The following is a 26,396-nucleotide window of genomic DNA, read 5'->3' as shown; positions in this document are numbered from 1 at the left end:
TTTTATGTAAGTTACACTCTTATTATAGCGGATTATGGGGAAGAACAATCGAAAAAACAAATAATTTCTTTTTTTGACATATGGAAGAGGAGATGAAGCATGGATCAGTTATTTAGATACCCGTTGCACCAAATTCCTTTGGTAGCAATGGCCATTATTATCGCATTATCAGTTCATGAATTTGCACATGCATATGTAGCATATAAATTTGGAGACGATACAGCAAAGAGACAAGGCCGTTTAACGTTATCACCGATGGCACACTTAGATCCTATAGGTTTGATTGCAGTATTAATTCTTGGATTCGGTTGGGCAAGACCGGTTCCTGTTAACCCATATAACTTTAAAAGACCGCGTCTTGCAGGTATATTAGTTTCAATTGCAGGGCCGATTAGTAACTTAATTTTAAGCGCAATTGGTTTAATTATTTGGTATAGCTTAGTAAAATTTGGTGTATTATACTCAATTCCATCTGCAGTAGCAGATACGTTAGCTCAATTTTTCCAGATTTTTATTATGCTGAATATCGTTTTACTTGTATTTAACTTATTACCGATCCCGCCACTTGATGGGTATCGAGTTGTGGAAGATTTAGCGCCAGCAAATATTCGCGCGAAAATGACACAGTATGAAAAATACGGGGCAATTGCGTTATTAATTCTCGTTATTACACCGCTTAGTAATTACACAATTCAACCTATTTTCCAGGTAGTTATTCCGCATGTATTTGTATTTTTAGATAGCATCATTGCGCCTATTTTTGGCCTTTTATAATTTTTAAGTGAGGAGGATTTTACATATGACAGAGAAAAAGAAAAAAATCGGTTTTAATATCGTGAAAAATGATTCAACAGATGGACATGGTGGATTTGGTGTTGGGGCATTAAGCTTAGAAAACATTTCACCTGTATTTGTTGATGTACTAGAGAAAACTGCATTCGTTGATATTGGTGCGATGCACGCGCGTAGTACAGTAGAAAAAGGTATTAAGTTTTTAACAAATAAAGATGAAGTTCCAAACGGAAAACCATTTTGGCTTGTTTGGGTAACGATTGAAAGAACTGCGACAGGTGCGTATTATGCAGGTGTAACAGCTTGTGAAATGACAGTAGACCGTGAAATTCGCCGCGGATATAAATCACTTCCAGAGCACGTAAATAAAATGGATAAATCATTGAAGCGTCACATTATGGTTGACCATATGGATGAATCATCTAAAAAGGTACTTGGTACGTTCTTGAAAGAACATAATGAAGCTATTTGGAACGAATCTAGTGAAGAATTGCGCCGTGCATTATTAAGTGAATAAAAAATAGCTGACGGATGCCCGTCAGCTATTTTTTTTACCAAGGAAGATATTTTTTCCACCAACTTGTTTTTTTCTTTTCTTCAGTCGTTTTTTCAAATTCTTCTTTATCATCGACGTGATTCATACAATATTCAGTCGGTTCGGTACCTTTAGCGAAATACATTTTCACAGAAATAGGACAATTTTTTGTAGCAATTTTACCGTTCTCTGGATTGATATTAACCGCTACGACGTCACCTGGTTGTTTAAATTCTTTTTTTGGTTGTCCATCTAACCCTTTCTCCATCGTATCAGTCCATATTTTCTTCGCATATCCTTGTTCTGCTACGTTTGAAATAGATTTAGGTTGATCATATCCGACCCACACACCAGTTACGATTTGCGGAGTAAATCCGATCATCCAACTATCCGTTTCAGTAGAACCAGATTTGCCGGCATATGTTCTTGATAGTTTGGATAACATCGATTGACCAGTTACAGCAGCATAGCTGCTTAGTTTCTTATTAAACATACCGGTCATCATTTCTTCCATTACAAACGCTTTGCTCTTGTCGAGAACTTGTTTACTCTCTAAATGAGCATCGTATAATATATTTCCTTCATGATCCATAATGCGGCGAATGAAAGTAGGTTTTACTTCTTTTCCACCATTTGCGAACATGCTATAAGCGTTAACCATTTCAATTGGTTTTACTGGTGATGTACCAAGAGCTAGAGAAGGCACATCTTTTAATGCACTTTTAATTCCAAATTGTTTCGCTGTTTTTGCAAGCGCGTCATCGCCTAAAAACAAATTCGTTTTCACAGCATAAATGTTATCAGAGACTGCGAGAGCTTGTGCCATCGTTACGAAATCATCTGCATAATAATCTTTATAGTTCTTCGGTTTATACTTTGAAATGCCGTCACCTAAGGTGAATACAGTATATTCGCTTTTTAAGCGCGTAGCAGGCGTGAATCCTCGTTCTAATGCCGCATAATATAGAAATGGCTTAAATGTAGAACCAGGCTGACGAATGGCTTGTGTAGCCCTGTTAAATTGACTCGTAGTATAATCAGTTCCACCAACAAGAGCAGCCACTTCACCTGTCTTTGGATTCATAGAGACGAGAGCAGTTTGTATGTTTGTTGTGTCAGGTATGTGATCTTTTACAGCTTGTTCTGCTACAGCTTGTAGTTTAGGGTCTAGCGTTGTATAAATTCGCAAGCCACCCCGTTGTAAAGCTTGTTCGTCTAATCCAACATCACGAAGGAGCGAAGCTTGTACAGCATCTTGGAAATATGGTGCGACCTCTGCTACTTTTTTCGTATCTAATGAGGCAAAAGTTAGTGGCTCTTTCTTCGCTAAGGCTGCTTGTTGCTTCGTAATATATCCTTGTTCTACCATTTCATCTAATATGAGAGCTTGTCGTCCTTTCGCACGATCCTCTTTCAAAAAGGGAGAATAGACACTTGGCCCTTTCGGGATACCTGCGAGCATACTAGCTTCTGCTAATGTTAACTCTTTTGCCGTTTTATCGAAATATAGACGGGATGCAGCTTCGATGCCATAAGCGCCATGTCCGTAATAAATTGTATTTAAATATCCTTCTAAAATATGATTTTTATTATAATTCACCTCAAGGCGAATTGTGTACATTGCTTCTAATAGTTTACGTTTCCACGTTTTATCATGATCTAAGTAAAGGTTACGAGCATACTGTTGTGTAATCGTACTAGCACCTTGGACTTTTGCCATCGCTTTTAAATCGGCAACAATGGCACCAGCAATACGTTTCATATCAAAGCCATGATGTTTGTAGAATCGTTGATCTTCAATAGATAGTGTCGCCTCTTTTACATAAGGTGAAATTTCATTAAGAGGTACATTGTAACGTTTTTGCATTTCATTACTTTGTCCTATAACAGTGTCATCATTTGCGTAAAAGACGCTTGTTTGCGGGACCGCAACAGGAGGAGGTCCCATAATTTTTGCAACTATAATAATAACAAAAAAAGAAAAAACGAAGAAAAGGACGCAAGAAAACATTGCGGTGAAGAAAAGACGTTTATATTTTTTTAGTTTTGGATTCATAGTTTGATCCATCTTTTTTCAGCCCCTCATTAATACAAGCGTTATTGTATTAGTATTGAGGGTTTTCATTTATTTTAAACAATGAAATTTCGAAAATAAAAAAGCCCCTTCCATTAAGAAAGGAGCTCAAAGGCACGTGCTGGCCAATCAGTAATGATAACATCTACACCATAATCAATCATAGTTTGTAAATCTTTGTATTCATTAATTGTATATGGACGGAAAACATACCCTTGCTCTTGTGCTAACTGCACAAATTCTTTCGTTAATAACTGGAAGTTTGGATGTAATCCATTTGCTTCTCTATGTTTTGCTTCGGCAATTGGATCAGCAAGTGGTGTATCATATAAAATTGCTCTTGGGATTTCAGGAGCAATTTCTGCTAATAATGAAACAGAGTCATGGTTAAATGATGAAAATACAATTTGATTAGAAAGATGATATTCACGCACAAGTGCAACAGCTTTTTCCTCAATATTTGGGTAATGAATAACATCTGTCTTTAATTCAATATTTAGTTGTAAGTTCGTTGTGGAAAGCCAAATGAAAACCTCACGCAACGTTGGGATTTTTGCTTCATGGAAAGAAGGGTCTTTATAGCTACCAGCGTCCAATGATTGTAGTTCCTCTACCGTTTTTTCCGAAACAAGTCCAACGCCATTTGTTGTACGATCGACGGTTTCATCGTGAATTACGACAAGTTCACCATCTTTTGATAAGTGGACATCGAGTTCAATTCCGTGAGCGCCAATGCGTTCTGCTTCTTGGAAGGCAATCATCGTATTTTCGGGATGTGTTCCTTTTACTCCGCGGTGAGCGAAAATAAGTGGTTTACTCATGTGAAATTCTCCTTATTATCTCTTTTCTTTCATTATGAAACTGCTTTAGGGAAAATACAATTGAATATGACAAACATTTACAAAAGTCTAACAGTTGCACAAAAGTTAACGTTAACGTAAAATGTAATAATTGAGTGAAGGGAGGAATAAACATGTATAAAATTGATGAAGTAACAAAGCAAGTTGGTTTGACAAAACGTACACTTCGTTATTATGAGGAAATTGGTTTAATTCATCCCCCTGAACGTAGTGAGGGGAACATTCGCCTGTATACAGACGGGGATATCGCCAGAATTAAAAAAATTGTGGAAGCGAAAGAAGTGTTAGGAATTACGCTTCAAGAGATGCAGCATTTTTTATCGTTAAAAGAAAGAATGGAGCAAAGAAGAAGTAGTGAAAATCCTCGTGACCGTGAAGTGATTCAAGAAATTAAAGAGATGCTTGAACAACAAGTGCAAACGTTAGACGAGAAAATGGAGCAAATGCAGCGTGTAAAGGCAGAGCTTGAAGATAGCTTACATCGTGCAGTGACATTTTTAGAGAGCACAAAAGGAGAATGATCAAAATGGAGAGCAAACAAAAATTAGGGAGATTGATTACAGTGGTGGCTACCTTCCTTGCCTTTTCGGGTATAGGGGTAGTCGACCCAATTTTACCAAGCATTGCTGAACAAATTGGTGCATCGCATTGGCAAGTAGAGATGTTATTTACAGCATATATTTTAACGATGGCAATTATGATGTTACCAGCTGGAATATTCGCATCGAGATTTGGTGATAAACGAATGATGACGATTGGTCTTGCGATCGTGACTATATTTGCGTTTATATGCGGTATATCGCAAACGATTGCTCAATTATCTCTTTTCCGCGCAGGATGGGGATTAGGAAATGCGATGTTCTTCGCAACGGCGATGACATTATTGATTGCATTAAGTAAAGAAGTTCATGAAGCAGTAGGATTGTATGAAGCAGCTATCGGTTTAGGGATGGCAGGCGGACCGTTATTAGGCGGGATATTAGGTGGACATTCTTGGCGTTACCCATTTTTTGCGACGAGTATTTTAATCTTCTTAGCATTTATTTTAGTTTTCTTTTTTGTAAAAGAACCGGAGCGAAAAGTGAAGCGTAAAGCGGCAGGCGTAGGAGAATTACTTAACTTAGTTAAATATAAACCGTTTATGCAAGGTGCGATTTCAGGAATGTTATACTACTACGGATTTTTCGTTGTGTTAGCATATTCACCACTTATTATGCATTTATCTGCTATTCAATTAGGGTTTGTGTTTTGCGGATGGGGATTAGCGTTAGCTTACGGTTCTGCAATTTTAGCCCATAAGCTAGAAGGTAAATATGAGCCGAAAACATTGTTGAAAGGAAGTTTACTCGTATTTGCGCTTTTCTTAATTGCGCTATTCTATGTAAAAATTATGTGGTTACAAATTGTATTAATTGTTCTATCAGGATTAGCATCTGGATTAAATAATGCATTATTTACAAGTTATGTAATGGATATTTCACCTTATGAAAGATCTGTTACATCAGGTGTTTATAACTTCGTTCGTTGGTTAGGTGGTGCAATTGCGCCAATCTTATCAGGGGTCATCGGTCATACTGTTTCACCGCAAAGTCCGTTTTTAGTTGGTGGAATTGTTGTATTAGTTGGTTGCGTAATGCTTTTAATTCCGATTCGAAAACCGGTAGAAGTAGAGAAAAAAGCCCTTTCTTAAGAAAGGGCTTTTTTTATGCATAGATATTGGAGCCCTCTGACTAAAATATATTTTCGCTATTTTTTTACTTTTAACTATACTTTTTGGATGTTTTGTTTTATTTTTGTTAGGGGACATTAATGATGTCCCTATTATAAATTTGCATTGAAAGGCGTGATTGTACGATGGAACTATGGTTCACTGAAAAACAAACAAAACATTTTGGGATTACGGCGCGTATTAACCGCACATTACATACGGAGCAAACAGAATTCCAAAAATTAGATATGGTTGAAACGGAAGAGTTCGGAAACATGCTTATTTTAGATGGCATGGTTATGACAACAGAAAAAGATGAGTTCGTTTATCATGAAATGGTAGCGCACGTACCTTTATTTACACATCCAAACCCTGAAAACGTATTAGTTGTTGGCGGCGGTGATGGCGGTGTTATTCGTGAAGTATTAAAACACCCAAGTGTAAAGAAAGCAACTCTTGTTGAAATCGATGGAAAGGTAATTGAGTACTCTAAACAATACTTACCATCAATTGCAGGCGCATTAGATAATGAGCGTGTAGAAGTAAAAGTAGGAGATGGCTTCCTACACATCGCAGAGAGCGAAAATGAATATGACGTAATTATGGTAGATTCTACTGAGCCAGTAGGACCAGCAGTAAACTTATTTACGAAAGGTTTCTACGCTGGAATCTCTAAAGCGTTAAAAGAAGACGGTATTTTCGTTGCACAAACGGACAACCCTTGGTTTACACCAGAATTAATTACAACTGTGTTTAAAGACGTAAAAGAGATCTTCCCTATTACTCGTTTATACACAGCGAACATTCCAACTTACCCAAGTGGTCTTTGGACGTTCACAATTGGATCTAAAAAACATGATCCATTACAAGTAAGTGAAGAGCGTTTCCACGAAATCGAAACGAAATACTACACAAAAGAATTACACAACGCAGCGTTCGCATTACCAAAATTTGTTGGCGATTTAATTAAGTAAGAAAATCGCGTTTGAACAAATAAAGTGTGAGTAGCTCATTTAAGGTGTTTGTCCAGAAGACTTGAACATGCTAGCTACTTACACTCCTGTAAAGAAAATCGTCTTCTTGTTATGAAAAAGAAGACCCGGTAAATCGAGAAAGAGGAGCAATGCGCTCCAAATTTGAGAAATAATGAAAGGTTGGGATACCTTAAGTTCCACATAAGGAGGAAAAGAATATGCGTTTTGATGAAGCTTATTCAGGTAAAGTATTTATTAAAAGTCATCCAAGTTTTGAAGAGTCAAAGGTAGTTATTTATGGGATGCCTATGGATTGGACAGTAAGTTACCGTCCGGGATCTCGTTTTGGCCCTGCACGTATTCGTGAAGTATCAATCGGTCTTGAAGAATATAGCCCGTATTTAGATCGTGAACTAGAAGAGGTAAAATATTTTGACGCGGGTGATATCCCATTACCATTCGGAAACGCACAACGCAGCTTAGACATGATTGAAGAGTATGTATCAAAACTTTTAGATGCCGATAAGTTTCCACTAGGTCTCGGCGGTGAGCACCTAGTGTCTTGGCCAATTTTTAAGGCAATGGCAAAAAAATATCCGGATTTAGCAATCATCCATATGGATGCTCATACTGATTTACGTGAGTCGTATGAAGGGGAGCCTTTATCCCACTCTACACCTATTCGTAAGGTGTGCGATTTAATTGGTCCGGAAAACGTATATTCTTTCGGTATTCGTTCTGGAATGAAGGAAGAATTCGAATGGGCAAAAGAAGTAGGTATGAACTTATATAAATTTGACGTATTAGAACCGTTAAAAGAAGTATTACCGAAACTGGCAGGACGCCCAGTTTATGTCACAATTGACATTGACGTATTAGACCCAGCTCACGCTCCTGGAACAGGAACGTTAGAAGCTGGAGGTATCACATCTAAAGAATTATTAGATTCCATCGTGGCAATTGCAAATTCAAATATAAATGTAGTTGGAGCAGACTTAGTAGAAGTAGCTCCTGTCTACGACCATAGTGATCAAACACCAGTTGCAGCAAGCAAATTCGTGCGGGAAATGCTGCTCGGTTGGGTGAAATAAAAGTACAGCCAACTGTTTAGACCTGGTGACTAAGGTTCTTTCTTGCAAAAGGTGCTTTTTACCTTTTAGCAGGGAAGGTTCTTAGACGCAAGGGGTTAGGAGACGCAACTGGATAAAATAAAAGCGGAAGCGGCTCGCTCAGAATGTGAGGGGGATGGAGCTTCAGACGTAGAGGCGCTTTTTGCCTCGAAGGAAGAAGCGAAGCCACCGATCATTCTAGCCGCTGCAGCTAGATAAAATAAGAGCCCTCTATATGATTAGAGGGCTCTTATTTTGTCGTTATGTGTCGGTAAGTCGATATATTGAAAAAATCGCCGGTATAATTTCATTTACCGTTACGCAACACAAAAAAAGCTATTCTCAAACGATGGGAATAGCTCTTTTTCTTATGCAACCTTCTCTTCTGAAGTAACTCCGCGAATTTCATCAGCAGAGCGGATTGGATATTTACGGAACACAATAGATCCAATGTATCCGACAATAGTGGTAACGATTCCACATAATATAGCAGCAATTGTTACTTTTACAACGTCATTAAATCCGAATAGGACAAGAAGACCTGGAATTGGTGATGCTGTTCCTGGTGCATTATTAACAAGCTGGAATAGCGATGTAATAATACCGGCAAGTGCACCGCCAACGAAATTTGTCATATAGATTGGAATTGGATTTGCTGAGACAACATCGGCTTGTGTTAAAGGTTCGATTGCTACAGCAATTGTATCTTTCTTTGAACAAATTTTTAATCGTTTAAAGAAAATAAAGTTCATCGGGGCTGAGGCCGCAACGGCAAGACTACCAATCGCCATTGGTAAACCTGTTAATCCAAGCATTGCAGTTAGTGCCATAGAACTCAGTGGAGAGGTAGAAATAACTGTTATTAATCCACCAAGCATAATACCCATAATGATAGGGCTTTCTGTAGTTGCAACTGAAATCATAGAACCGATTTTACCGAGTGTTGCGTTAACAAGCGGATCCATAAGCATTGCCATTCCGCGTGAGATTGGTGCAGCGATAAATAGGATTGCTAAAAATTCCACGCCAGCTGGTAATTTCTTTTCGAGAAATTTCACGACGAAAGCACAAACGTATCCAGCGAAAAATCCTGGTAAAATACCGAATCCACTAGTAGCGATACCAATTAAAACAGCGTATACGGGGGAAACACCGATTGCTAATGCGACTAAAATCGCTGCTGCGACACCGCTCATACTACCGGAAGCTTCTCCTACTGATTGTAAAAAGTCATTATGAAACATTTCTCCACCTATATAACGGTGAAATGCTTCAATAAGAAAACTTGCGATTGCTGCATTAGCTAAAGCACCCATCGCCTTCATTCCATAAGGCGCACGGTAACTAAAAAGTGTAAATAGACAAAGTACAACAAGTAATAGTGCTAAACCTTGCAAGATAGCCATTTGAAAACTGTCTCCTTTGATTTTTGTAATAAAAATTCGTATCATTCAATAATAATATAAAAGTGTATGAAACGGAAAAATTTTTTCTTGGGAACTTGCTGTAAGAAAAATCCCTTACAATAATGTAAGGAAAGTGTAAGACTTTTAGATAGGGTATAGTATGCTCTTTTCCGTATAATACAAGTATAGATATAATACTAGTGAGAAAGAAGTGCAAACAGGAGGTTCATGTATGAAATTGGTAATTAAAGTTTTAGCTGTATTCGCCATTATTCTAGGTGGAACAGCGTATTATTTGAACACAAAAACAGAAGGTGTACATGCTTTTGTAGACAACTTCTTTTCAAATAAAGAAATACAAGATTATTATGCGGTTATAGATAAAGGTGAGAAAAAAGACGGAGAATACTTGTATACTTTTAAAGGGTATACAGAAGACGGAAAGTTACAGATCATTAAAAGAATGATGAACCGTGAATTGCATACGGGGGCGTTTATAAAAATTTATGCAAAAGGTATGCAAGGAAAAGGATGGGCTGAAATCCCGAAAGAATCTATTCCACAAAAAGCGTTGGAAAAAATAGAAAAACCATAAAAGGAGCGACTCATTCGCTCCTTTTTAGTGCGTTAAAATAGTGATAGATGTTTTTTCCTTGTTAGAAATAATTTTTGCACGTCCACCAATTGGGAAAGTGAAAATCGGGGTTGTATGCCCGAAACTTGCGTTTGCAATGATAGGAATATGTGCAAGTTCAGGTTTTGAAGCAATCATTTCTTGAATGTCTTCTATCGTACATTCTGCACCTTTTTGCATCTTTCCTATAACGATTCCCTTTATGTATTCAAAATCTTGCTGCTGCATAAGGGAATGTAAATAACGATCAAAAGTTTTAAGAGTAGATGTTCCAGTTAAACTATCTTCTTCAATAAATAAAATTTTGTCCTTTAAATTTGGCATATATGGTGTACCTTGCAGTAAGTTAAATGTGCTCATATTGCCACCGATAATATCTCCCGTAGCTTCTCCTTCCTGAATTGAAACGTATCCTTTATTTTTAATAAATTCTCGATTTTTCTGATCTATATACCAAGAATCATCGCTCCATGTTTCAGATGGCAGGACTTCAATAGGCTCATTAGAAGTTAAGCACTTTAAAAAGTAATCGGTTGTATACTCGAGCCCTTTCTCCATTCCAAAGGAAGAGAAATGGGGTCCTGAATATGTAACGAGACCTGTTTTTGCGTAAATTGCATTATTTAAAGCAGTAATATCTGAATAACCACAGAAAAATTTCGGATTTTTACGAATTAGATCATAATCGAGATGTTTCAATAAACCATTGGAGTTGTATCCGCCAAGTGTCGTCAAAATAGCTTTTACATTAGGGTCTCTAAATGCTTTATGGAGGTCTTGAATGCGGGAAGAAATAGAAGAGGAAGCAAATCGATCTATCTCATCGGCATATTTTGAGAATGTAACTTGAAAGCCCATGTCGGTTAATCTTTTTATAGCAAATTTTTTATTTTCATTTGAAACAATACTTAAACTACACGATGGTGAAATCACCCGTATTTCATCACCCTTTTTTAACTTTGTTGGTATCACTATATTCACCTCTTTAATTGAAAGAATATTTAGATTTAAAAAATATTTTATCATATAAAATAAAGTAGAAGTGAATTATTTTTTGAAATGGAGTTTTCCTGATTTTTCAGCAGACAGACAGAGTCTTTTTTTGATATGATAGGAAAAGTGATTTATTATAAGTAGTATTTAATATCTATAACATTTGAAAGGTGTGCAAGACGTGGAGAAACAACTTGCAGGCTTGCCGGTACACGTTCATTTCGTAACAGAAATCCGTGAAGGGGCGAGGAAGGAAACCGTTGCTTTTGAAGCAAATGGTCAATACTATGTAAAAGGTCAAGGTACATATGTAACATTCCAGGAGCCGAACGAACAAGGCGAAGTGAAAACAATTATTAAAATTCAAGATGAACAAGTTCTCATTATGCGTTCAGGTGCTGTTTCTATGCGTCAGACGCATGTGAAAGGTGAATGGACAACTGGTACGTATACGAGTGAACTTGGTACGTTTGCATTGCAAACAAAGACTGATAACGTTCTTTTTAAATGGTCGGATGAAAAGAAAAAAGGACAACTCTTCTTAACTTACGCATTGCTTCTAAGTGAACAAGAAGCTGGCAGATATACTATTACAATTAATTTGAAGGAGGCAAAATAATGAATTCCTTAGAACAAGTAAAAGGATTGATTAAAGAAGAAATTCAGGCTGCTGTATTAAAGGCAGAATTAGCGACAGAAGAACAGATTCCAAACGTTGTATTAGAATCTCCAAAAGATAAAACAAATGGTGACTTCTCTACAAATATGGCAATGCAACTTGCACGCGTTGCGAAAAAAGCACCTCGTATGATTGCAGAAGAACTAGTTGCAAACTTCGATAAAGCAAAAGCTTCTATTGAAAAAATCGAAATCGCTGGTCCTGGTTTTATTAACTTCTATATGGATAATAGCTACTTAACAGATTTAATTCCAACAATCGTAAACGCTGGTGAAGCTTACGGTGAAACGAATACTGGTAAAGGTGAAAAAGTACAAGTTGAGTTCGTATCTGCGAATCCAACAGGTGACCTTCACTTAGGACATGCACGTGGTGCGGCAGTAGGTGACACTTTATGTAACCTATTAGCAAAAGCAGGCTACGATGTATCTCGTGAGTACTACATTAATGATGCTGGTAACCAAATTCATAACTTAGCTCTTTCTGTTGAAGCTCGTTACATGCAAGCTTTAGGCTTAGATAAAGAAATGCCAGAAGACGGTTATCATGGTGCGGATATCATTGGAATCGGTAAACGTTTAGCTGAAGAATTCGGCGATCGTTATGCGAAAGCTGATGAAAAAGAAAGTTATGAATTCTATCGTGAATACGGTTTAAAATATGAATTAGCAAAACTTCAAAAAGACTTAGAAAGCTTCCGTGTTAAATTTGATGTATGGTTCTCAGAAACATCACTATACAAAAACGGAAAAATCGATCAAGCTCTTGCTGTATTAAAAGAGCGTGAAGAAATCTTTGAAGAAGACGGCGCAACTTGGTTCCGTTCAATGACTTACGGCGATGACAAAAATCGTGTATTAATTAAAAACGACGGTTCTTACACATACTTAACGCCAGATATCGCGTATCACCGTGATAAATTAGAGCGTGGTTTTGATAAGTTAATCAACATTTGGGGTGCTGACCACCACGGTTACATTCCTCGTATGAAGGCTGCTATTCAAGCACTTGGTTACGATAAAGACACGCTTGAAGTAGAAATCATCCAAATGGTACAACTATATCAAAATGGTGAAAAAATGAAGATGAGTAAGCGTACGGGTAAAGCAGTTACACTTCGTGAGCTTATGGAAGAAGTAGGAGTGGACGCAATGCGTTACTTCTTCGCAATGCGTAGCGGTGACTCTCATTTAGACTTCGATATGGACTTAGCTGTATCAAAATCTAATGAAAACCCAGTATACTATGCACAATATGCTCATGCTCGCGTATGCAGTATCCTTCGTCAAGGTGAAGAGTTAGGATTAGCTACAGGCGGAGATGTGAACTACAAGCTTGTTACTTCTGAGAAAGAAGTAGAGTTACTGAAAAAACTTGGTGAATTCCCAGCTGTAGTTGCGGATGCAGCACAAAAACGTCTGCCACACCGTATTACAAACTATGCATTTGAATTAGCAGCAACATTACACAGCTTCTACAATGCAGAAAAAGTATTAAACCAAGATAACGTAGAATTAAGTAAAGCTCGTTATGAATTAATGAAAGCAGTACGCACTACACTTCAAAACGCACTAGCAATTGTAGGAGTATCTGCACCAGAAAAAATGTAATGAAGAAAAGCGGAAGCGGCTCGTTTAGAATAGGAGGGGGATGGAGCTCCTGACAGAGAGGCGTACTTTGCCTCGGAGGAAGGCGCGAAGCCACCGAGTATTCTAGCCGCTGGAACTGGACAATAAAGAAAAGCGGAGCCGATTGTTTAGTCCCGAAGGCTAAGGTTCTTTCCAACAGAAGATGCATTTTATCTTCTCGTGAGGAAGGTTCTTAGACAGAAGGGGCTAGGAGGCAGAGCTGGACATAAAGAAAAACGGAAGCGGACTTTCGTTTTTAAATAAAAGGCAATCACACGATGTTGTGATTGCCTTTTTTATGTGGAGATAATAAAAAAAATTTATCAAACAAAAGGGGAATTTGCGTCGTCTTATATAAATGACAGGAGGCTTATGATGGAAGAAAAGATAGAAGAATTAATTGATATATATAAGCAGCAAATATATTCCTTATGCTATAAGTTAGCGAAAACGAAAGAAGATGCGGAAGATATTTTTCAAGAGACGTGGATAAAGGTTTTTTCATCAAGGCACCAACTTTCTTATGTGGATAATTATAAAAAGTGGATTACTACAATTTGCGTTCGTACATTTTATGACTTTTACCGCAAGAAGAAAAGATGGAAAGATCGCGTCTTAGATTTATTCCATAAAGAAGATGGTGGAGAAATAGATTTCGCAGATGATGTGAATATATCAGAAGAATTTATTCAAAAAGTGGAAGCGGAAATGATACGGGAAGTTATACAGCTATTGAATGAAAAATATAAAACCGTGCTCGTACTCTACTATTATGAACAATACTCTTATAAAGAAATGAGCGAAATATTAAATATACCGATTGGTACAGTGAAATATCGCCTTAATTATGCGAAGAAGCAAATGCGAGAACATTTGGAGGGGTTCGTTTATGACAGAAGATAAATTTGAACAGAAGGTAAAGAGTAGCTTAGCAGAAGAGATAACTCCAAGCGAAGAGCTAATAAATAACACGAAGCAGGGCGTGCGAAAGGCTCAGAAGTTAGAGAGGAAATGGATGATTTGCATTCACACCATTTGGATTGTTTTGTTAACAATTGTTATAGAACAATTTATCACTCATTTGGATCATAAAATTCCTATGCTGATAGCAAGTGTGATTACGATGCACGTATACATTCCGATATATGTTGTAATACAGTCGTTTTTAAAGAAGGAGTATAAATTACATGATAGAGTTCGCTAATCCATTTGTAGTATTTGAGATAGCTGGGATTACAATGTTTTTGGCTTTTATAGCACTTTTAATATGTGTTGGGTCATGGGTATATACAGATGCTAAAGCACATCAAATGAGCAAAGGATGGAGTATTTTAGCAGTTATATTGCCATTCTTTATTGGGTTTTTATTATATATGGTAAGAAGAAGTAAAAAGAAAGTTGAAGGAGAATATAAGATGAACTTTGTTAAAAAACAGAAAGTAACATTAGTTGCGATATTGGCAAGCACAATGTTTGTATTACTTAGTGGTTTTACTTTTGCACAAACGTTAGATGATGCGTGGAGAGCCGGAGATATATATTTAGCAAATGAGAAGCAAGGGAAAACAAGTTACGAGGCAAAATTCTCATCATGGGATATTGCCGGTAAGGATATTGAATTTCAGTATGAAAAGGATACAGAAGTGACATTTTCTTATGAGACAGATGCAAAACGAGGAAACTTATGTTTTAGTGTGTATGAAAGACAAGGAGAAGGTATAAAAGAGTTAAAGGAAATTTGTGAATCGAAAAAAGGTACTTTTACAGTTACTTTAAAAGCAAATGAAGAATATGTATTGAATATAAGCGGATTAACAGTAAAAGATGGATTTGTAAAAGTGAATTGGGAAGAGAAATAAAAGGGTCCTATAAAGGACCTCTTTTCTATTGAATAGTATAAGTAACAGAAAAACTAACAGGACTATAGTAAACGTAAGGTGCATGAAATTGAACGTACATATTTCCATCTGTTTTTGCAGTGAAAATTCGGCCGTAACCATCAGAATAACGTCCAATAAGGTTATGATTTGAGTCATAAACACTGTAACTAGGAGTTTTGCTGTTAGGTTGAATTGTTAACTCTTGTCCCTTTTGAAGGAAAATAGGTTCTTGTTCAGAACTACCTCCAGTTTGCAAAGAATAAAATTTTGTAAAGCTTTGTTCTTGAGCGGCAGCAGCGACTTTTGTTTCAGGAATAAACGCGGTAGCGCCGGTAATTCCTGCTAAAGTTAACGCACCTGCTAAAATCATTTTTTTCATAATAGAAAAAGCCTCCTTATAAGTTGTAATCGGTATTGTTACAGTTAATATTGTATACGATAATGAGTAGGATAAAATATGCTTTTATGCATATATATTTTTTCTCAATAAAAGACCACTGATAAAAATCAGTGGTCTTTTATTGATTAAGCAGCTTTCTGTTCAGTTTGAGTAACAGGTTTTTGAAGCGAGTTATAAACACCTGTTCCGATAACGTCTAATGCCATTCTCATTCGTTCAGGTGAAATGTTTTCTAATACGTTATCTTGAGGTGTATGGTATACCTTCTCAATATGATAGATTAATGGATTCCAACTATCGACACCCATCCAAATGAATAGAGCAGCAGGAATACCAGCTTCAGCAAATGGAACATGATCACTAGAACCGAATTTACCTTGTAGGATGAGGTTGTTATTTAGTTGTTTACCTGCTTGCAAGGCAGCGTCTGTTACAAAGTTTGTAGAGCCATCATGTGTCATAGCGTATAAATTCTTTGCTTTATCATAATTTGTTGCAACCATGTCGGCGTTAAAGACACCTAAAATACGGTCGCGTTCTTTTTGGGATAGACTATTCACGTAATAATCCGAACCAAGTAATCCAGTTTCTTCAGAACCAAAGGTAATAAAGCGAATTTCTTTATCAGTTTCTACATTTTGAAAAGTACGAGCTAGTTCTAATACTAATCCAGTTCCAGAAGCATTATCATTTGCGCCAGGTGCTCCGACAACACTATCATAGTGCGAGCTTACAACGACTGCTTTTTCATTACCTGTACTCTTTTTTGGTTTCTTTTTGGCGATAACATTTAGAGATGTTAATTTAGATTCATGTCTCGCTTTTAGGGAAAGAATTGTTGTCCCCTTTTTAGCGATTTCTTCTTTAAATGCATTTCCTTGCGCATAAGCAAGGCCAAAGACAGGGATAGATTGCTTTTTCATTAGGCGGGGATTGAAGGTTTGTCCATAATTTCCGCGTCCGCCAATTAAACTGTATAAAAGAACACCTTTTGCACCTTTGCTAACAGCATTTTCAACTTGTTTATTATAGTCGGTAACTGTCGTTCCTCTTTCAAATAAAACAATTTTACCGTTTACTTCATTTGGAATATCTTCTAATTTTGTCCCACCTTGAACAAAGATAAGGGGAGCTGTAACAGCTTCTGTAGAAATTAGTGCATTAGGAGCAGCACCAGCTTGCCAATTACGTTTTGTTGATAGGGGTGATTCAATGAATCCAACGTATTGATCGGGCACCTGAAATGGTTGATATTCTACTTCATAGCCCATTGATTTAAGCTGCATACCAATGTAACGAGAAGCCCATTCTTCGGATTTTGTTCCACCGGGGCGAGGACCAATTGTTTCAGATAAGAAACGAACATGTTCAATCGCGCGGTTTGGATCAATCTGTTTTGTAATAGATGGAGTTTGTGTAACCTCTGACGTGGAATCCGCTTTTGCTTGCCCAATTGGAGCTAAGCTAACAGCAAGTGATACAGCAAGCAAAGAGCTTACTATTTTTTGTTTCAATGATTTTCTCATTTTTTCCTCTCCTATTCTTCTATTCTCTCTGACTGACAAAAGAAGACGGATAATGACTTTATTTTACCTTCACACCTTTTATTTTTCAATATTCTGACATTGAGAAATAAAAAAACGATATATGCATATTTGCATATTTTTGAGGGAGATATGTATGCTATCATTTTAAACGAAGGTTCGCTTTCTACTCTGAAAGCTCCTACATTGCATGAATCTAGTGTACCCAAACTTTAGATTATGTAGAGGAATGGAACCACTGTAGGGTTTCATTTCTCATGTTTGAATCAGTTGATGGTAATTATGTTTCCGCATTTCATAATTATTATCAGTGATATATGTAAGGCATCCATATGAAAATAAGAGGCTGTTCAAAGGTTTTCCGTACTTTTGGGCAGCCTCACCCCGTTAAAAGGACGATACTTTATGTATCGTCCTTTTTGTATAAAAAAACATCCAATCAATTGAGAGATTGATTGGATGTGAAAAAATTATTAATAATTTTTTTTGCGTTTTGTAGCTAAAATACTTAATAATCCAGCTAGTAGAAGAACAATACCTACTGTTTGTGTAGGGTCTTCTTTATGACCTGTATTTGGAAGGTGCTTATCCGTATTTCGATCATCTTGCTGTTTGTTATCTGTTTTATTCGATGTTTCTTCGGAAGTTCCGTTTTCGTGTTTCTCAGGTGTTTCATTATTTTGTTCTTCAGAAGTTCCGTTTTCGTGTTTCTCAGATGTTTCATTGCCTTTGTTATCTTCTTTATTTGGAGGAGTAATTGGCTTGTCATCTCCACCTGAAGAAGATTCAATTTTTTTATTTGAAACTGTAATTTGTAGTGGCTTAGCTTGGGCTTTATCAATTGTAAAGTTTATTGGTGATGCATCTAATTGATAGCCTTTAGGAGCCTTTGTTTCTACTAATTGATAATTACCAGGTTTCAAATCATTTACGATTACTTTTCCGTGTTGATCTGTTTTTAAACCTTCTCGGATGACTTTTCCATCTTGGTCTAAAATATTGAAAATGGCACCTTCAAGTGTTCCATGGTGATCAATATCAACTTTAGTTAACTCAATTGAACCTGTTGTTAAACTATTTAAGGCTGTAACAGAGGTAACCTGAGATTGTCCTTTCGTAATTGTGAAAGGAATTGGTTTAACGTTTAAATCATAGCCAGTTGGAGCTTTCGTTTCAATGAACTGATAATCTCCCGGACGTAAATCAGAAACTGAAATCTTCCCATCTTTATCAGTAGTTAAATCAGTGCGAACAATTTTACCTTTCGCATCGATGATGTTAAACACTGCATCAGAAAGTTTTGTATCTGGATTTATATCATCCACTTTTATTAATTCTACAGCACCCTCAGTTAAGCTATTTGTAGCAGTAACTTGGAGCTTTTCTTTTTGGCTTTTCTTAATTGTAAACTTAATAGGTGTACTATCTAATTTATAGTGTTCAGGAGCTTTCGTTTCAATAAACTGATAGTCCCCAGGACGTAAATCAGAAACAGAAATTTTTCCATGTACATCTGTTGTAAGCTCAGTGCGAATGTCGTTACCATTCATATCAGTAATTTTAAATATCGCATCTTTAAGAGCAGTACCATCTACATCATCTACTTTAGAAAGTTCCACAGCGCCTTTCGTTAAGCTATTTGTAGCTGTAACGGAGATAGGATCAGCTTGGCTCTTTGTGATTGTGAATGGAATTGGCTCTTTGTTTAAATCATAGTGTTTCGGAGCCGTTGTCTCGATGAATTGATAATCACCAGGACGTAGGTCAGAAACGCTAATTTTACCTTGTTGATTCGTAACAAGATCTTTGCGAATTACAGTGCCATTCATATCCACAATTTTAAATACTGCGCCTTCAAGAGTAGTGCCATCGACGTCATCCACTTTAGAAAGTTCCACGCCGCCTTTTGTTAAACTATTTTTCATAGTAACGGTAGCAATATCTTTTTGGCTTTTTTCAATTGTAAATATAATTGGTTTTTTGTCTAAATCATAGTGTTCAGGAGCCGTTATTTCAACGAATTGGTACGTACCAGGACGTAAGTTTTCGATAATGATTTTCCCTTCACTGTTTGTTTTTAAATCTGTTTTAAGTACTTTGCCATCTTGATCTAGTAAATTAAATACCGCATCGGCAAGTTTTGTTTGAGTGTTTAAATCATCAACTTTAAGTAATTCGATACTACCTTGTTGTAAGCTATTTGTAGCAGTTAAAGAAATAGCTTTCTTCTGTCCTTTTTCAATAGTGAATTTGATTGGTGTTTCATCTAAAACGTAATGCTTCGGAGCTTTCGTTTCGATAAATTGGTAATCACCAGGACGTAGGTCGTTAATTTCGATTATTCCTTGTTCATTTGTAACAAGGTCTTTATGAACTACATCACCGTTCATATTAACAATTTTAAATACTGCATCTTTAAGAACAGTGCCATCAACATCATCTACTTTAGAAAGTTTAACTGCACCCTTTGTTAAAGCATTTGTAGCAGTGACATGAAGAGTTTCAGTTTGGCTCTTTTTAATTGTAAATACGATAGGTTTTTTATCTAAATCGTAATGTTCAGGAGCAATTGTTTCAACGAATTGATACGTACCAGGACGTAGGTTTTCAACAACAATTTTACCTTCATCATTTGTTTTTAAGCCTTCTTTAACTAGCTCTCCGTCTGCATCTAATAAATTAAATACGGCGTTAGCAAGTTTTGTATTCATATCAATATCGTCAATCTTTGTTAGTTCAACGCTACCGTTTTTCAAAGCATTTTTGCCTGTAACATTGATCTCTTTCGTTTGACTTCTTTCAATTGTAAATGGAATCGTTGTTTCATCTAATACATAGTGCTCAGGAGCTTTTGTTTCAATGAACTGATAGTCTCCAGGGCGTAAATCAGAAACAGAAATTTTACCGTTTTTATCTGTAACAAGATTCGTATGAACTTCCTTACCATTCATATCCACAATCTTAAAGATTGCACTTTCGAGCATCGTACGATCGATGTCATCAATTTTTGTTAATGTTACTGCACCTTTCTTTAAACTGTTAGTAGCGGTAACAGTAATATTCTCTTTTTGACTTTTTTCGATAGTGAACGGAATAGGGTCTTTGCTTAAGGTATAGTCTTTTGGAGCTTTTACTTCAATAAATTGATAGTCTCCAGGACGTAAATCAGAAGCAGTAATTTTACCGTTTTTATCAGTCGTTAAACCTTTGCGAATTACCTTTTTAGTATCATGAGCGTCAACGATTATAAATTCTGCACCTTCAAGAGTAGTGCCATCAACATCATCAACTTTTGTTAAAGTGACGCCACCTGTAAGTAAACTATTTTTTACAGTAACAGGGATAGGAAGATCTTCCTTACTAGCTTTTTTAATTGTGAACTTAATAGGTGTTTTGTCTAATTTATAATGTTCAGGGGCTTTTGTTTCGATAAATTGATAATCCCCTGGTGCTAAATCAGGAATAACTAATACTCCGTGATCATCTGTTGTTAAATCTTTCATAATTTCTTTGCCAGTTGCGTCTTGCAATGTGAATACAGCGCCGGCAAGAGCTTTACTACTTTCCACATCATCTTCTTTAATAAGTTTAACTTTTCCTTTCGTTAAACTATTTTTAAATGTAAGTGGAAGGAGTTTTTGTTGTCCTTTTTCGATTGTAAATTCAATTGGTTCTACATTTACATCGTAATAAGTTGGAGCCTTTGTTTCGATAAGTTTATAGTTACCAGGACGTAAGTCATCTACAACTAGCCTTCCTTTACTATTCGTAACAAGGTCCGTACGAACATCTTCATTAGTATCTCTATTAACGATTTTAAATACTGCACCTTCAAGTGTTTCCTTTTCATCTGCAGCATTCACTTTTGTTAACTCAATACCGCCTTTTGTTAAGCTGTTCTTAGCGGTAACAGTAGCCTGAGTTGTTTGACTTTCTGTAATCGTAAATTTAATTGGTTTTGTATTTTTGTCGTAATACTTCGGTGCTGTTACTTCGATAAATTTATAATCGCCAGGGCGTAAGCCAGTAGCGATAGCTTTACCATCCGCACCAGTTTCTACATTTTCGCGAATGACTTTCTTTTCATCATTTGCATCAACAATTTTAAATACAGCACCTTCAAGAGCTGTACCATCGATATCATCAACTTTTGTTAATTCAACATCTCCTGGTTTTAAAGCATTTTCAGCTTTCACAAGTAGAGTTTCTTTCTGACTTCTATCGATTGTAAATTCAATAGGTTCTGCTCGTAAAACGTAATGTTCAGGAGCAGCTATTTCAATGAATTTATACGTACCAGGACGTAGGTTACTAACTTTAACTTTACCGTGTTTATCAGTAGTTAAGTTAGTGTAAGGGGAAACGTCATTATTATTTGTATCGACAAGCTTGAATACTGCACCTTCAAGTGGTTTTTTCTCACCAAACTCATCAACTTTTAATAATTCAACTTCGCCCGTTTTTAAGCTGTTATTTGCCGTAACAGTAGCAAGAGCTTGTTGGCTTTTATCAATTGTAAACTCGATAGGGTTTGTACTTAACGTATAATCCTTAGGAGCTTCTGTTTCGATAAATTTATAAACACCAGGCTCTAGATCTTTAATGGTAACTTTTCCATCTGAACCTGTTTTTATATTTTCACGAATTACTTGTTTCTCGTCATTCGCATCGACAATTTTAAATACAGCACCTTCAAGGGCAGTGCCATCGACATCATCGACTTTCGTTAAAGTGACACCACCTTTAATGAGGTGATTTGTCGCGGTAACAGTAAGTGCTTTCTGTTGGCTTTTTTCAATTGTAAATTTAAGCGGTTTTTTATCTATTTCATAATGTTCAGGTGCTTTCTCTTCAACAAACTGGTACTCTCCAGGAAGTAAATTTTTCGCTTCGATTTGTCCGTTACCATTTGTCGTTAATTTGGTATAACCAGGAATTCTTTTGTTATTTTGGTCCCGTATACTAAATACAGCACCTTCTAAAGTATTACCCTCTTTATCAACTTTTGTTAGGATAGCTGAGCCTCTAATTAAGCTGTTTTGGGCCGTTTTATTAATTACTGTTGTTTGATCTTCCTCGATTGTAAATTCAATAAGTCGATCATCTAATTGATAATGCTCAGGAGCCTTTATTTCTTTTAAATAGTAAGTTCCTGGTTTTAAATTATCTACAGTAATTTGTCCTTTATCATTTGTTATTAATTCTTTATGTTCAGGAATGACATTATGGTTTTGATCAAGCAGAGAGAAAACTGCATTTTTAAGCTTTTCTTTGTTATGAGCATCAGTCTTTGTAAGTACTACTTTTCCAACAAATTTCTCGTTTTTAAGAGTATATGTTGTAGTTTCTTCTGCACCAAGCTTAACAAGTTTACCTGCTTTTAATTCTTTACTAATGACATAGCCATCAAGAGTTTTCATTTCTCTGAGCAGATATTCATCGCGTTTTAAGTTATTAAACTGAGCGATACCATTTTCGTCTGTTGTAATTGTTCGAATAGCAGTTGTACCTGTGCGATCGAATAAAGTAAATACTACGCCAGATAAAATTTTATTTGGATCTGCATGATCTACTTTTTTAATTTGAAGGTTTCCGCGTCCCTTAGTAGCAGAACCGCCTCCAGATCCAGAAGATACTTTAACTACTATTTCTTCAATTTTTTCAGTCTCTGTTAATTTCAAACTATTACCAGTAATCTTCGCTTTATTGCTTACCTTTTCATTATTGTCTGCATTAATGAGTGAACGGTATTCTAAAATATAAGCTCGATCAATAGTATGAAGAAATTCAATTGTAAATTGTTGTTTCCCCGTATTGTTGTCTGTTGTTATTTTGAGTTTATAGTCTTTTCCTTCTTTTAATTCGTTTGTTGTATCTTTCGTTAAAGTGCCATCCACTGCTACTGTTGTCCCATATAGGTGGAATGACTTTTCATCGAGAATTTGATTGTCTGTCGGATCGTCTGTTACGACAGCATTTTCAATCGTTGATTGGCTTGCATTAATAGAAACGCTCCAATCAATGTATTTGTCATTTTGTTTTGCTTTTTTCGTAACGCCGCTACCACCATTTTTGATCTCGAATGCACCATGAATATTGGCGATAGTTTCCGATCCATCTTTTAATTTGGCGTAATTATCATAGCGCTTATTAATTTCTTCACCTGCGAGTGAAGTTTTAAAGCTGATATGGTACGCTGTTTTAATTTCATTTTTAAAATGAATTGTTAATGTATTTTTATTATCTTTCGTTGCATTTTCTACCGTATATTCGTCAGGGGAAACAAGTGCCCCTAATTTATAACCGTCTGCACCACCAGTTAATTCCATATGATGAATCTCAATGGAGTCTGGTATAAGTTTTTGATTGTTTTCTAGTACGTCAACGATAGAAGGGTCTTTAATAGTCCTGTTATTATAGTTAAACCCTATGTCCCATTTGATTTCTTTCGTTTGGGCATTGTAAGAACCGTATTTAAATCCGTTTCCTTTTGTATAGCCGTCAGGATTGAATCTATCATGGGATGAACTATTTTTATCGTTCCCATTTGTATCTTTCCATGATAACTCTGCTGTATTTTTGAATGATTTATTATCATTTTTTTTAGATAGAGTCTCGTAATTAAAGTCTGTTGTGTACGTGATGGTTAAAGTTTTATCCATATTAGACTTATAAATACCAGCTAGTGTTACTTTGAATCCGTCAGCTGTTACATCAAGTGTGTAATCAGAGTCTAATTTCAGTTCAGTTGATCCATCAGTAATTTTGAAACTATCTTTTTGTAATGTAAGTCCACTATAGTCAAACGTATCAGTGATAACAGCATCATTTAACACGTAATTGTTATCATTTACAATAATTGTCCATTTCGTTGTTTTCTTATTGTAATCTGTATCGTTTGCATTTTTATTATGTTTCTTTATGATGTTTTGTTGTTGTAATGTAACTTTGTTTGTTTTACTCCATTTTCCATCTGCAATAATTGTATTTTCGATTTCGCCATCTTGTATAACATCATTCTTGGCTTTCGATGTATAAGTAATTACATAGGCACTATTAATATCTTCATTAAATTGTAAATCAAATCCCTCATCGGTTTCTTTTACAGTAAAGTTTGTGGCGTTGTCACCTGTAACAAGTTTTCCGTTATTATCATAAGAAGCATTTTTAACGACGATAGAACTTGCATCAACTTTATGAGCTTTGTCCAAAATGTCTTTTAAAAGTGCATCAGATTGTTTAATATCTCTCTGGTCACCGTTGAAAGTAATTGTCCATTCAATTGTTTGTGTTTTTGGATTATATTTACTAGTTTTCTCTAGATGTGTACCGCGTGAAACAGTTACAGTTGCATTTGCGGATACATCTCCTTGATTCTTGCTGGATACTTTTGCTTCATTTTTGAAACTAGTAACACTTTCGTCAGTAATTTTTGTCGCATATTCAATTTGATATGCTTTTTTCGTTTCCTTTTTAAAAGCGATATTTAATTTATCGGAGGATGAAGTGAGTGTATATTCTTCCTTACTAACTTCGGCTCCACGAGTTGTCTTCCCGTTAATATCTACTTCTAACTCATAAACTTTAATAGAATCTTCATTGAGACTAGCTCCATTTGGAATATTGTCTTGGAAGACAGCGCTTGTAAGAATGTCTTTTGTTTTGTTCATTTCGACTGTCCAATTGATTTGATTCGTATTAATCGGTCTATCAGGTATCCCTTTTTTATTCATAGATTTCTTTACATTAGGTTTGAAATCAAGCTCGATAATAACGTCTTGTTCTTTAATTGGGAAAGGAATTTTTTGTTCCGTAGTCCCTTTAATTTTTGTTTTATTAAATTCCGTACCAACTTTTAAATGACCATCTATATTAGGATTGTCTTCAACGTACTCGTTAAAAGTCATAGTTACTTTTCCGTTTAAGTCAACAACGAACGTCCCAATTTCATGTCCTGTTCCATCAACTAAAGGCTGTGTAATGGTGTTGTGGACGATAAAATATTCCGGTAGTTGGAAAATATAGTAATCTCCCTTTTTTACTTTTAATGATTCTAAAACTTCCCATGTAAAATCGATATTGGCAGCAGAATCAGGATTTGGACGATTATCTGTATCATTAAATGGTTTTCCGTCTTTATCTGTTAATTTTACGCTCGTTAAAATATTTTCTTTAATTTGCTTAGGTGATGGATCTGGATTTTCAACAGGTTGCTGCTGTGTCTCACCATCTTTTGGCTGTTCCGCAGGTTGTTGCTGTGTCTCACCATCTTTTGGCTGTTCCGCAGGTTGCTGCTGTGTCTCACCGTCTTTTGGCTGTTCCGCAGGTTGCTGAGTGTTCCCGTCTTTTGGTTGTTCCGCAGGTTGCTGAGGATTTCTGTCCTTTGGTTGTTCAACAGGTTGTTGTGTCTCACCATCTTTTGGTTGTTTCGCAGGCTGCTGGGGATTCCCATCCTTTGGCTGTTCCATAGGTTGCTGTGTGACACCGTTCTTTTGCTCTTCGGTAGTCTGCTTAGCGGCATCACTATTAATAGTAGGTGAAGTAGGGTTATCTACTTGAACAGGAACTGAGATAGTCTTAGCTACTGTACCTAGAGGGAAAGTGAGTGGGACAGCTTTTATGCCAGGTTTTAAATCTGGATTGAATACAGTGTCAAATTTAATTTTTCCCTTAACACCTTTTGAATCTTTTACTGAATTGTTAAAGACTACTTTTATTTTGTTATCGTTTGCCGTAACAAAATATTGACCAATAATTTGTTGATCTGCCATCAAGTTTCCTTGTTGGTCATTTTTTACTTTTAATACATTAGGTATTTGAAGAACTGTTGCGTCTTTTTGCTGTGCAATTTGATGATCTTTTATTGACCAAGCATATTCTAGGTGAATGATTGATCCTATCTTTATTAAGTTTTTAGGATTTAATGCTTCGTCAATAATATGATTCGTTGCATCTTTCATTTCAACAGTGTCAAATAAGGAATCTCCTGTTAATGTTTCCGCTCTTACTTGATTGTATGGAAAACTAGCAAGTTGCGAAAATAGTACGAATACAATTAAACATACATTAAAAAGTTTTTTCATTTTTCCTCCTCTGAACATTCATTTGTCCATTGGGGACTTATTCCACATGAACAAATGGAATATTAAAAGTATTTGTTATAAGCTATTTATTTTTGTT

Annotated in this window: 19 protein-coding genes; 12 read left to right on the top strand and 7 right to left on the bottom strand. The window is 36.2% G+C overall.

The features are described from left to right. The first annotated feature begins 99 nt into the window (after positions 1 to 99). Together ACQGS6_RS01490 and ACQGS6_RS01485 are read left to right on the top strand one after the other, a co-directional pair. Positions 100 to 774, top strand: coding sequence for a site-2 protease family protein (locus tag ACQGS6_RS01490; RefSeq protein WP_000372455.1), 675 nt, complete (start codon positions 100 to 102; stop codon positions 772 to 774). 25 nt (positions 775 to 799) lie between these two features. After that, positions 800 to 1,309 (top strand): YwhD family protein, encoded by a 510-nt coding sequence (locus ACQGS6_RS01485; RefSeq protein WP_000136678.1) that lies wholly within the window; start codon positions 800 to 802, stop codon positions 1,307 to 1,309. Between the two features lie 34 nt (positions 1,310 to 1,343). Here the strand turns inward: ACQGS6_RS01485 and ACQGS6_RS01480 are convergent, their stop codons facing one another. Both ACQGS6_RS01480 and ACQGS6_RS01475 read right to left on the bottom strand, forming a co-directional pair. Continuing rightward, positions 1,344 to 3,395 carry a PBP1A family penicillin-binding protein gene (locus ACQGS6_RS01480; RefSeq protein WP_326318400.1) on the bottom strand — a complete coding sequence of 684 codons (2,052 nt, stop codon included), beginning with the start codon at positions 3,393 to 3,395 and terminating at the stop codon, positions 1,344 to 1,346. A gap of 101 nt (positions 3,396 to 3,496) precedes the next feature. Further along, the gene (locus ACQGS6_RS01475) at positions 3,497 to 4,222 is read right to left on the bottom strand and encodes a glycerophosphodiester phosphodiesterase (RefSeq protein WP_000042786.1); all 726 of its coding nucleotides are present in this window, start codon (positions 4,220 to 4,222) and stop codon (positions 3,497 to 3,499) included. A 152-nt stretch (positions 4,223 to 4,374) separates the two neighbouring features. Between ACQGS6_RS01475 and ACQGS6_RS01470 the strand changes: the two genes are divergently transcribed. From ACQGS6_RS01470 to speB, 4 genes are all read left to right on the top strand, one after another. Beyond that, the gene (locus tag ACQGS6_RS01470) at positions 4,375 to 4,782 is read left to right on the top strand and encodes a MerR family transcriptional regulator (RefSeq protein WP_000276580.1); all 408 of its coding nucleotides are present in this window, start codon (positions 4,375 to 4,377) and stop codon (positions 4,780 to 4,782) included. A 5-nt stretch (positions 4,783 to 4,787) separates the two neighbouring features. After that, positions 4,788 to 5,951, top strand: a complete 1,164-nt coding sequence (locus ACQGS6_RS01465; protein ID WP_025966825.1) for an MFS transporter — start codon at positions 4,788 to 4,790, stop codon at positions 5,949 to 5,951. Positions 5,952 to 6,115: 164 nt separating this feature from the next. Continuing rightward, positions 6,116 to 6,943: a polyamine aminopropyltransferase gene (gene speE / locus ACQGS6_RS01460; RefSeq protein ID WP_000424698.1), complete on the top strand. Its 828-nt coding sequence runs from the start codon at positions 6,116 to 6,118 to the stop codon at positions 6,941 to 6,943. Between the two features lie 218 nt (positions 6,944 to 7,161). After that, complete coding sequence (gene speB, locus ACQGS6_RS01455; protein ID WP_001209831.1) at positions 7,162 to 8,034, top strand: agmatinase; 873 nt, start codon at positions 7,162 to 7,164, stop codon at positions 8,032 to 8,034. Positions 8,035 to 8,420: 386 nt separating this feature from the next. Here the strand turns inward: speB and ACQGS6_RS01450 are convergent, their stop codons facing one another. Then, positions 8,421 to 9,458: a PTS sugar transporter subunit IIC gene (locus ACQGS6_RS01450; RefSeq protein WP_000996332.1), complete on the bottom strand. Its 1,038-nt coding sequence runs from the start codon at positions 9,456 to 9,458 to the stop codon at positions 8,421 to 8,423. Between the two features lie 232 nt (positions 9,459 to 9,690). Here ACQGS6_RS01450 and ACQGS6_RS01445 point away from each other — a divergent pair, with 232 nt between their 5' ends. Continuing rightward, positions 9,691 to 10,053, top strand: coding sequence for a YxeA family protein (locus tag ACQGS6_RS01445; RefSeq protein ID WP_000779920.1), 363 nt, complete (start codon positions 9,691 to 9,693; stop codon positions 10,051 to 10,053). Between the two features lie 24 nt (positions 10,054 to 10,077). Here the strand turns inward: ACQGS6_RS01445 and ACQGS6_RS01440 are convergent, their stop codons facing one another. Next, complete coding sequence (locus ACQGS6_RS01440; protein ID WP_000613231.1) at positions 10,078 to 11,064, bottom strand: S66 family peptidase; 987 nt, start codon at positions 11,062 to 11,064, stop codon at positions 10,078 to 10,080. Between the two features lie 202 nt (positions 11,065 to 11,266). Between ACQGS6_RS01440 and ACQGS6_RS01435 the strand changes: the two genes are divergently transcribed. From ACQGS6_RS01435 to ACQGS6_RS01415, 5 genes are all read left to right on the top strand, one after another. Beyond that, a complete protein-coding gene (locus ACQGS6_RS01435) occupies positions 11,267 to 11,704 on the top strand; it encodes a DUF1934 domain-containing protein (RefSeq protein ID WP_000414867.1) in 438 nt (145 codons plus the stop codon). Continuing rightward, positions 11,704 to 13,374 carry an arginine--tRNA ligase gene (gene argS / locus ACQGS6_RS01430; RefSeq protein ID WP_001086445.1) on the top strand — a complete coding sequence of 557 codons (1,671 nt, stop codon included), beginning with the start codon at positions 11,704 to 11,706 and terminating at the stop codon, positions 13,372 to 13,374. The genes ACQGS6_RS01435 and argS overlap by 1 nt, the downstream gene beginning before the upstream one ends. A gap of 393 nt (positions 13,375 to 13,767) precedes the next feature. Then, on the top strand, positions 13,768 to 14,295 hold the full coding sequence (locus ACQGS6_RS01425; RefSeq protein WP_000391479.1) for an RNA polymerase sigma factor: 528 nt from the start codon (positions 13,768 to 13,770) through the stop codon (positions 14,293 to 14,295). Continuing rightward, positions 14,282 to 14,596 (top strand): hypothetical protein, encoded by a 315-nt coding sequence (locus tag ACQGS6_RS01420; RefSeq protein ID WP_000133820.1) that lies wholly within the window; start codon positions 14,282 to 14,284, stop codon positions 14,594 to 14,596. The genes ACQGS6_RS01425 and ACQGS6_RS01420 overlap by 14 nt, the downstream gene beginning before the upstream one ends. Further along, on the top strand, positions 14,580 to 15,251 hold the full coding sequence (locus ACQGS6_RS01415; RefSeq protein ID WP_326318402.1) for an anti-sigma factor: 672 nt from the start codon (positions 14,580 to 14,582) through the stop codon (positions 15,249 to 15,251). The genes ACQGS6_RS01420 and ACQGS6_RS01415 overlap by 17 nt, the downstream gene beginning before the upstream one ends. Positions 15,252 to 15,276: 25 nt before the next feature. On the opposite strand, the gene ACQGS6_RS01410 is transcribed toward ACQGS6_RS01415, so the two are convergent. The 3 genes from ACQGS6_RS01410 to ACQGS6_RS01400 all read right to left on the bottom strand — a co-directional run bounded on the left by ACQGS6_RS01410 (position 15,277) and on the right by ACQGS6_RS01400 (position 26,299). Beyond that, the gene (locus tag ACQGS6_RS01410) at positions 15,277 to 15,651 is read right to left on the bottom strand and encodes a hypothetical protein (RefSeq protein WP_000738222.1); all 375 of its coding nucleotides are present in this window, start codon (positions 15,649 to 15,651) and stop codon (positions 15,277 to 15,279) included. 146 nt (positions 15,652 to 15,797) lie between these two features. Then, the gene (locus tag ACQGS6_RS01405) at positions 15,798 to 17,198 is read right to left on the bottom strand and encodes a M28 family metallopeptidase (RefSeq protein ID WP_001232227.1); all 1,401 of its coding nucleotides are present in this window, start codon (positions 17,196 to 17,198) and stop codon (positions 15,798 to 15,800) included. A 491-nt stretch (positions 17,199 to 17,689) separates the two neighbouring features. Beyond that, entirely contained in the window at positions 17,690 to 26,299 is an 8,610-nt protein-coding gene (locus ACQGS6_RS01400) for a SpaA isopeptide-forming pilin-related protein (protein WP_426964848.1), read from the bottom strand. Between the last annotated feature and the right edge of the window lie 97 nt (positions 26,300 to 26,396).

It is taken from the genome of Bacillus sp. GMs2/2 (assembly GCF_050172095.1).
Classification (GTDB): Bacteria; Bacillota; Bacilli; order Bacillales; family Bacillaceae_G; genus Bacillus_A; species Bacillus_A cereus.
This window is presented reverse-complemented; position numbering and strand designations above follow the sequence as displayed.

Excerpts from the sequence above, each read along its gene's own strand:
- ACQGS6_RS01490 (WP_000372455.1), top strand. The coding sequence starts at position 100 with ATGGATCAGTTATTTAGATACCCGTTGCACCAAATTCCTTTGGTAGCA.
- ACQGS6_RS01485 (WP_000136678.1), top strand. The coding sequence starts at position 800 with ATGACAGAGAAAAAGAAAAAAATCGGTTTTAATATCGTGAAAAATGAT.
- ACQGS6_RS01480 (WP_326318400.1), bottom strand. The coding sequence starts at position 3,395 with ATGGATCAAACTATGAATCCAAAACTAAAAAAATATAAACGTCTTTTC.
- ACQGS6_RS01475 (WP_000042786.1), bottom strand. The coding sequence starts at position 4,222 with ATGAGTAAACCACTTATTTTCGCTCACCGCGGAGTAAAAGGAACACAT.
- ACQGS6_RS01470 (WP_000276580.1), top strand. The coding sequence starts at position 4,375 with ATGTATAAAATTGATGAAGTAACAAAGCAAGTTGGTTTGACAAAACGT.
- ACQGS6_RS01465 (WP_025966825.1), top strand. The coding sequence starts at position 4,788 with ATGGAGAGCAAACAAAAATTAGGGAGATTGATTACAGTGGTGGCTACC.
- speE (WP_000424698.1), top strand. The coding sequence starts at position 6,116 with ATGGAACTATGGTTCACTGAAAAACAAACAAAACATTTTGGGATTACG.
- speB (WP_001209831.1), top strand. The coding sequence starts at position 7,162 with ATGCGTTTTGATGAAGCTTATTCAGGTAAAGTATTTATTAAAAGTCAT.
- ACQGS6_RS01450 (WP_000996332.1), bottom strand. The coding sequence starts at position 9,458 with ATGGCTATCTTGCAAGGTTTAGCACTATTACTTGTTGTACTTTGTCTA.
- ACQGS6_RS01445 (WP_000779920.1), top strand. The coding sequence starts at position 9,691 with ATGAAATTGGTAATTAAAGTTTTAGCTGTATTCGCCATTATTCTAGGT.
- argS (WP_001086445.1), top strand. The coding sequence starts at position 11,704 with ATGAATTCCTTAGAACAAGTAAAAGGATTGATTAAAGAAGAAATTCAG.
- ACQGS6_RS01425 (WP_000391479.1), top strand. The coding sequence starts at position 13,768 with ATGGAAGAAAAGATAGAAGAATTAATTGATATATATAAGCAGCAAATA.
- ACQGS6_RS01420 (WP_000133820.1), top strand. The coding sequence starts at position 14,282 with ATGACAGAAGATAAATTTGAACAGAAGGTAAAGAGTAGCTTAGCAGAA.
- ACQGS6_RS01415 (WP_326318402.1), top strand. The coding sequence starts at position 14,580 with ATGATAGAGTTCGCTAATCCATTTGTAGTATTTGAGATAGCTGGGATT.
- ACQGS6_RS01410 (WP_000738222.1), bottom strand. The coding sequence starts at position 15,651 with ATGAAAAAAATGATTTTAGCAGGTGCGTTAACTTTAGCAGGAATTACC.
- ACQGS6_RS01405 (WP_001232227.1), bottom strand. The coding sequence starts at position 17,198 with ATGAGAAAATCATTGAAACAAAAAATAGTAAGCTCTTTGCTTGCTGTA.
- ACQGS6_RS01400 (WP_426964848.1), bottom strand. The coding sequence starts at position 26,299 with ATGAAAAAACTTTTTAATGTATGTTTAATTGTATTCGTACTATTTTCG.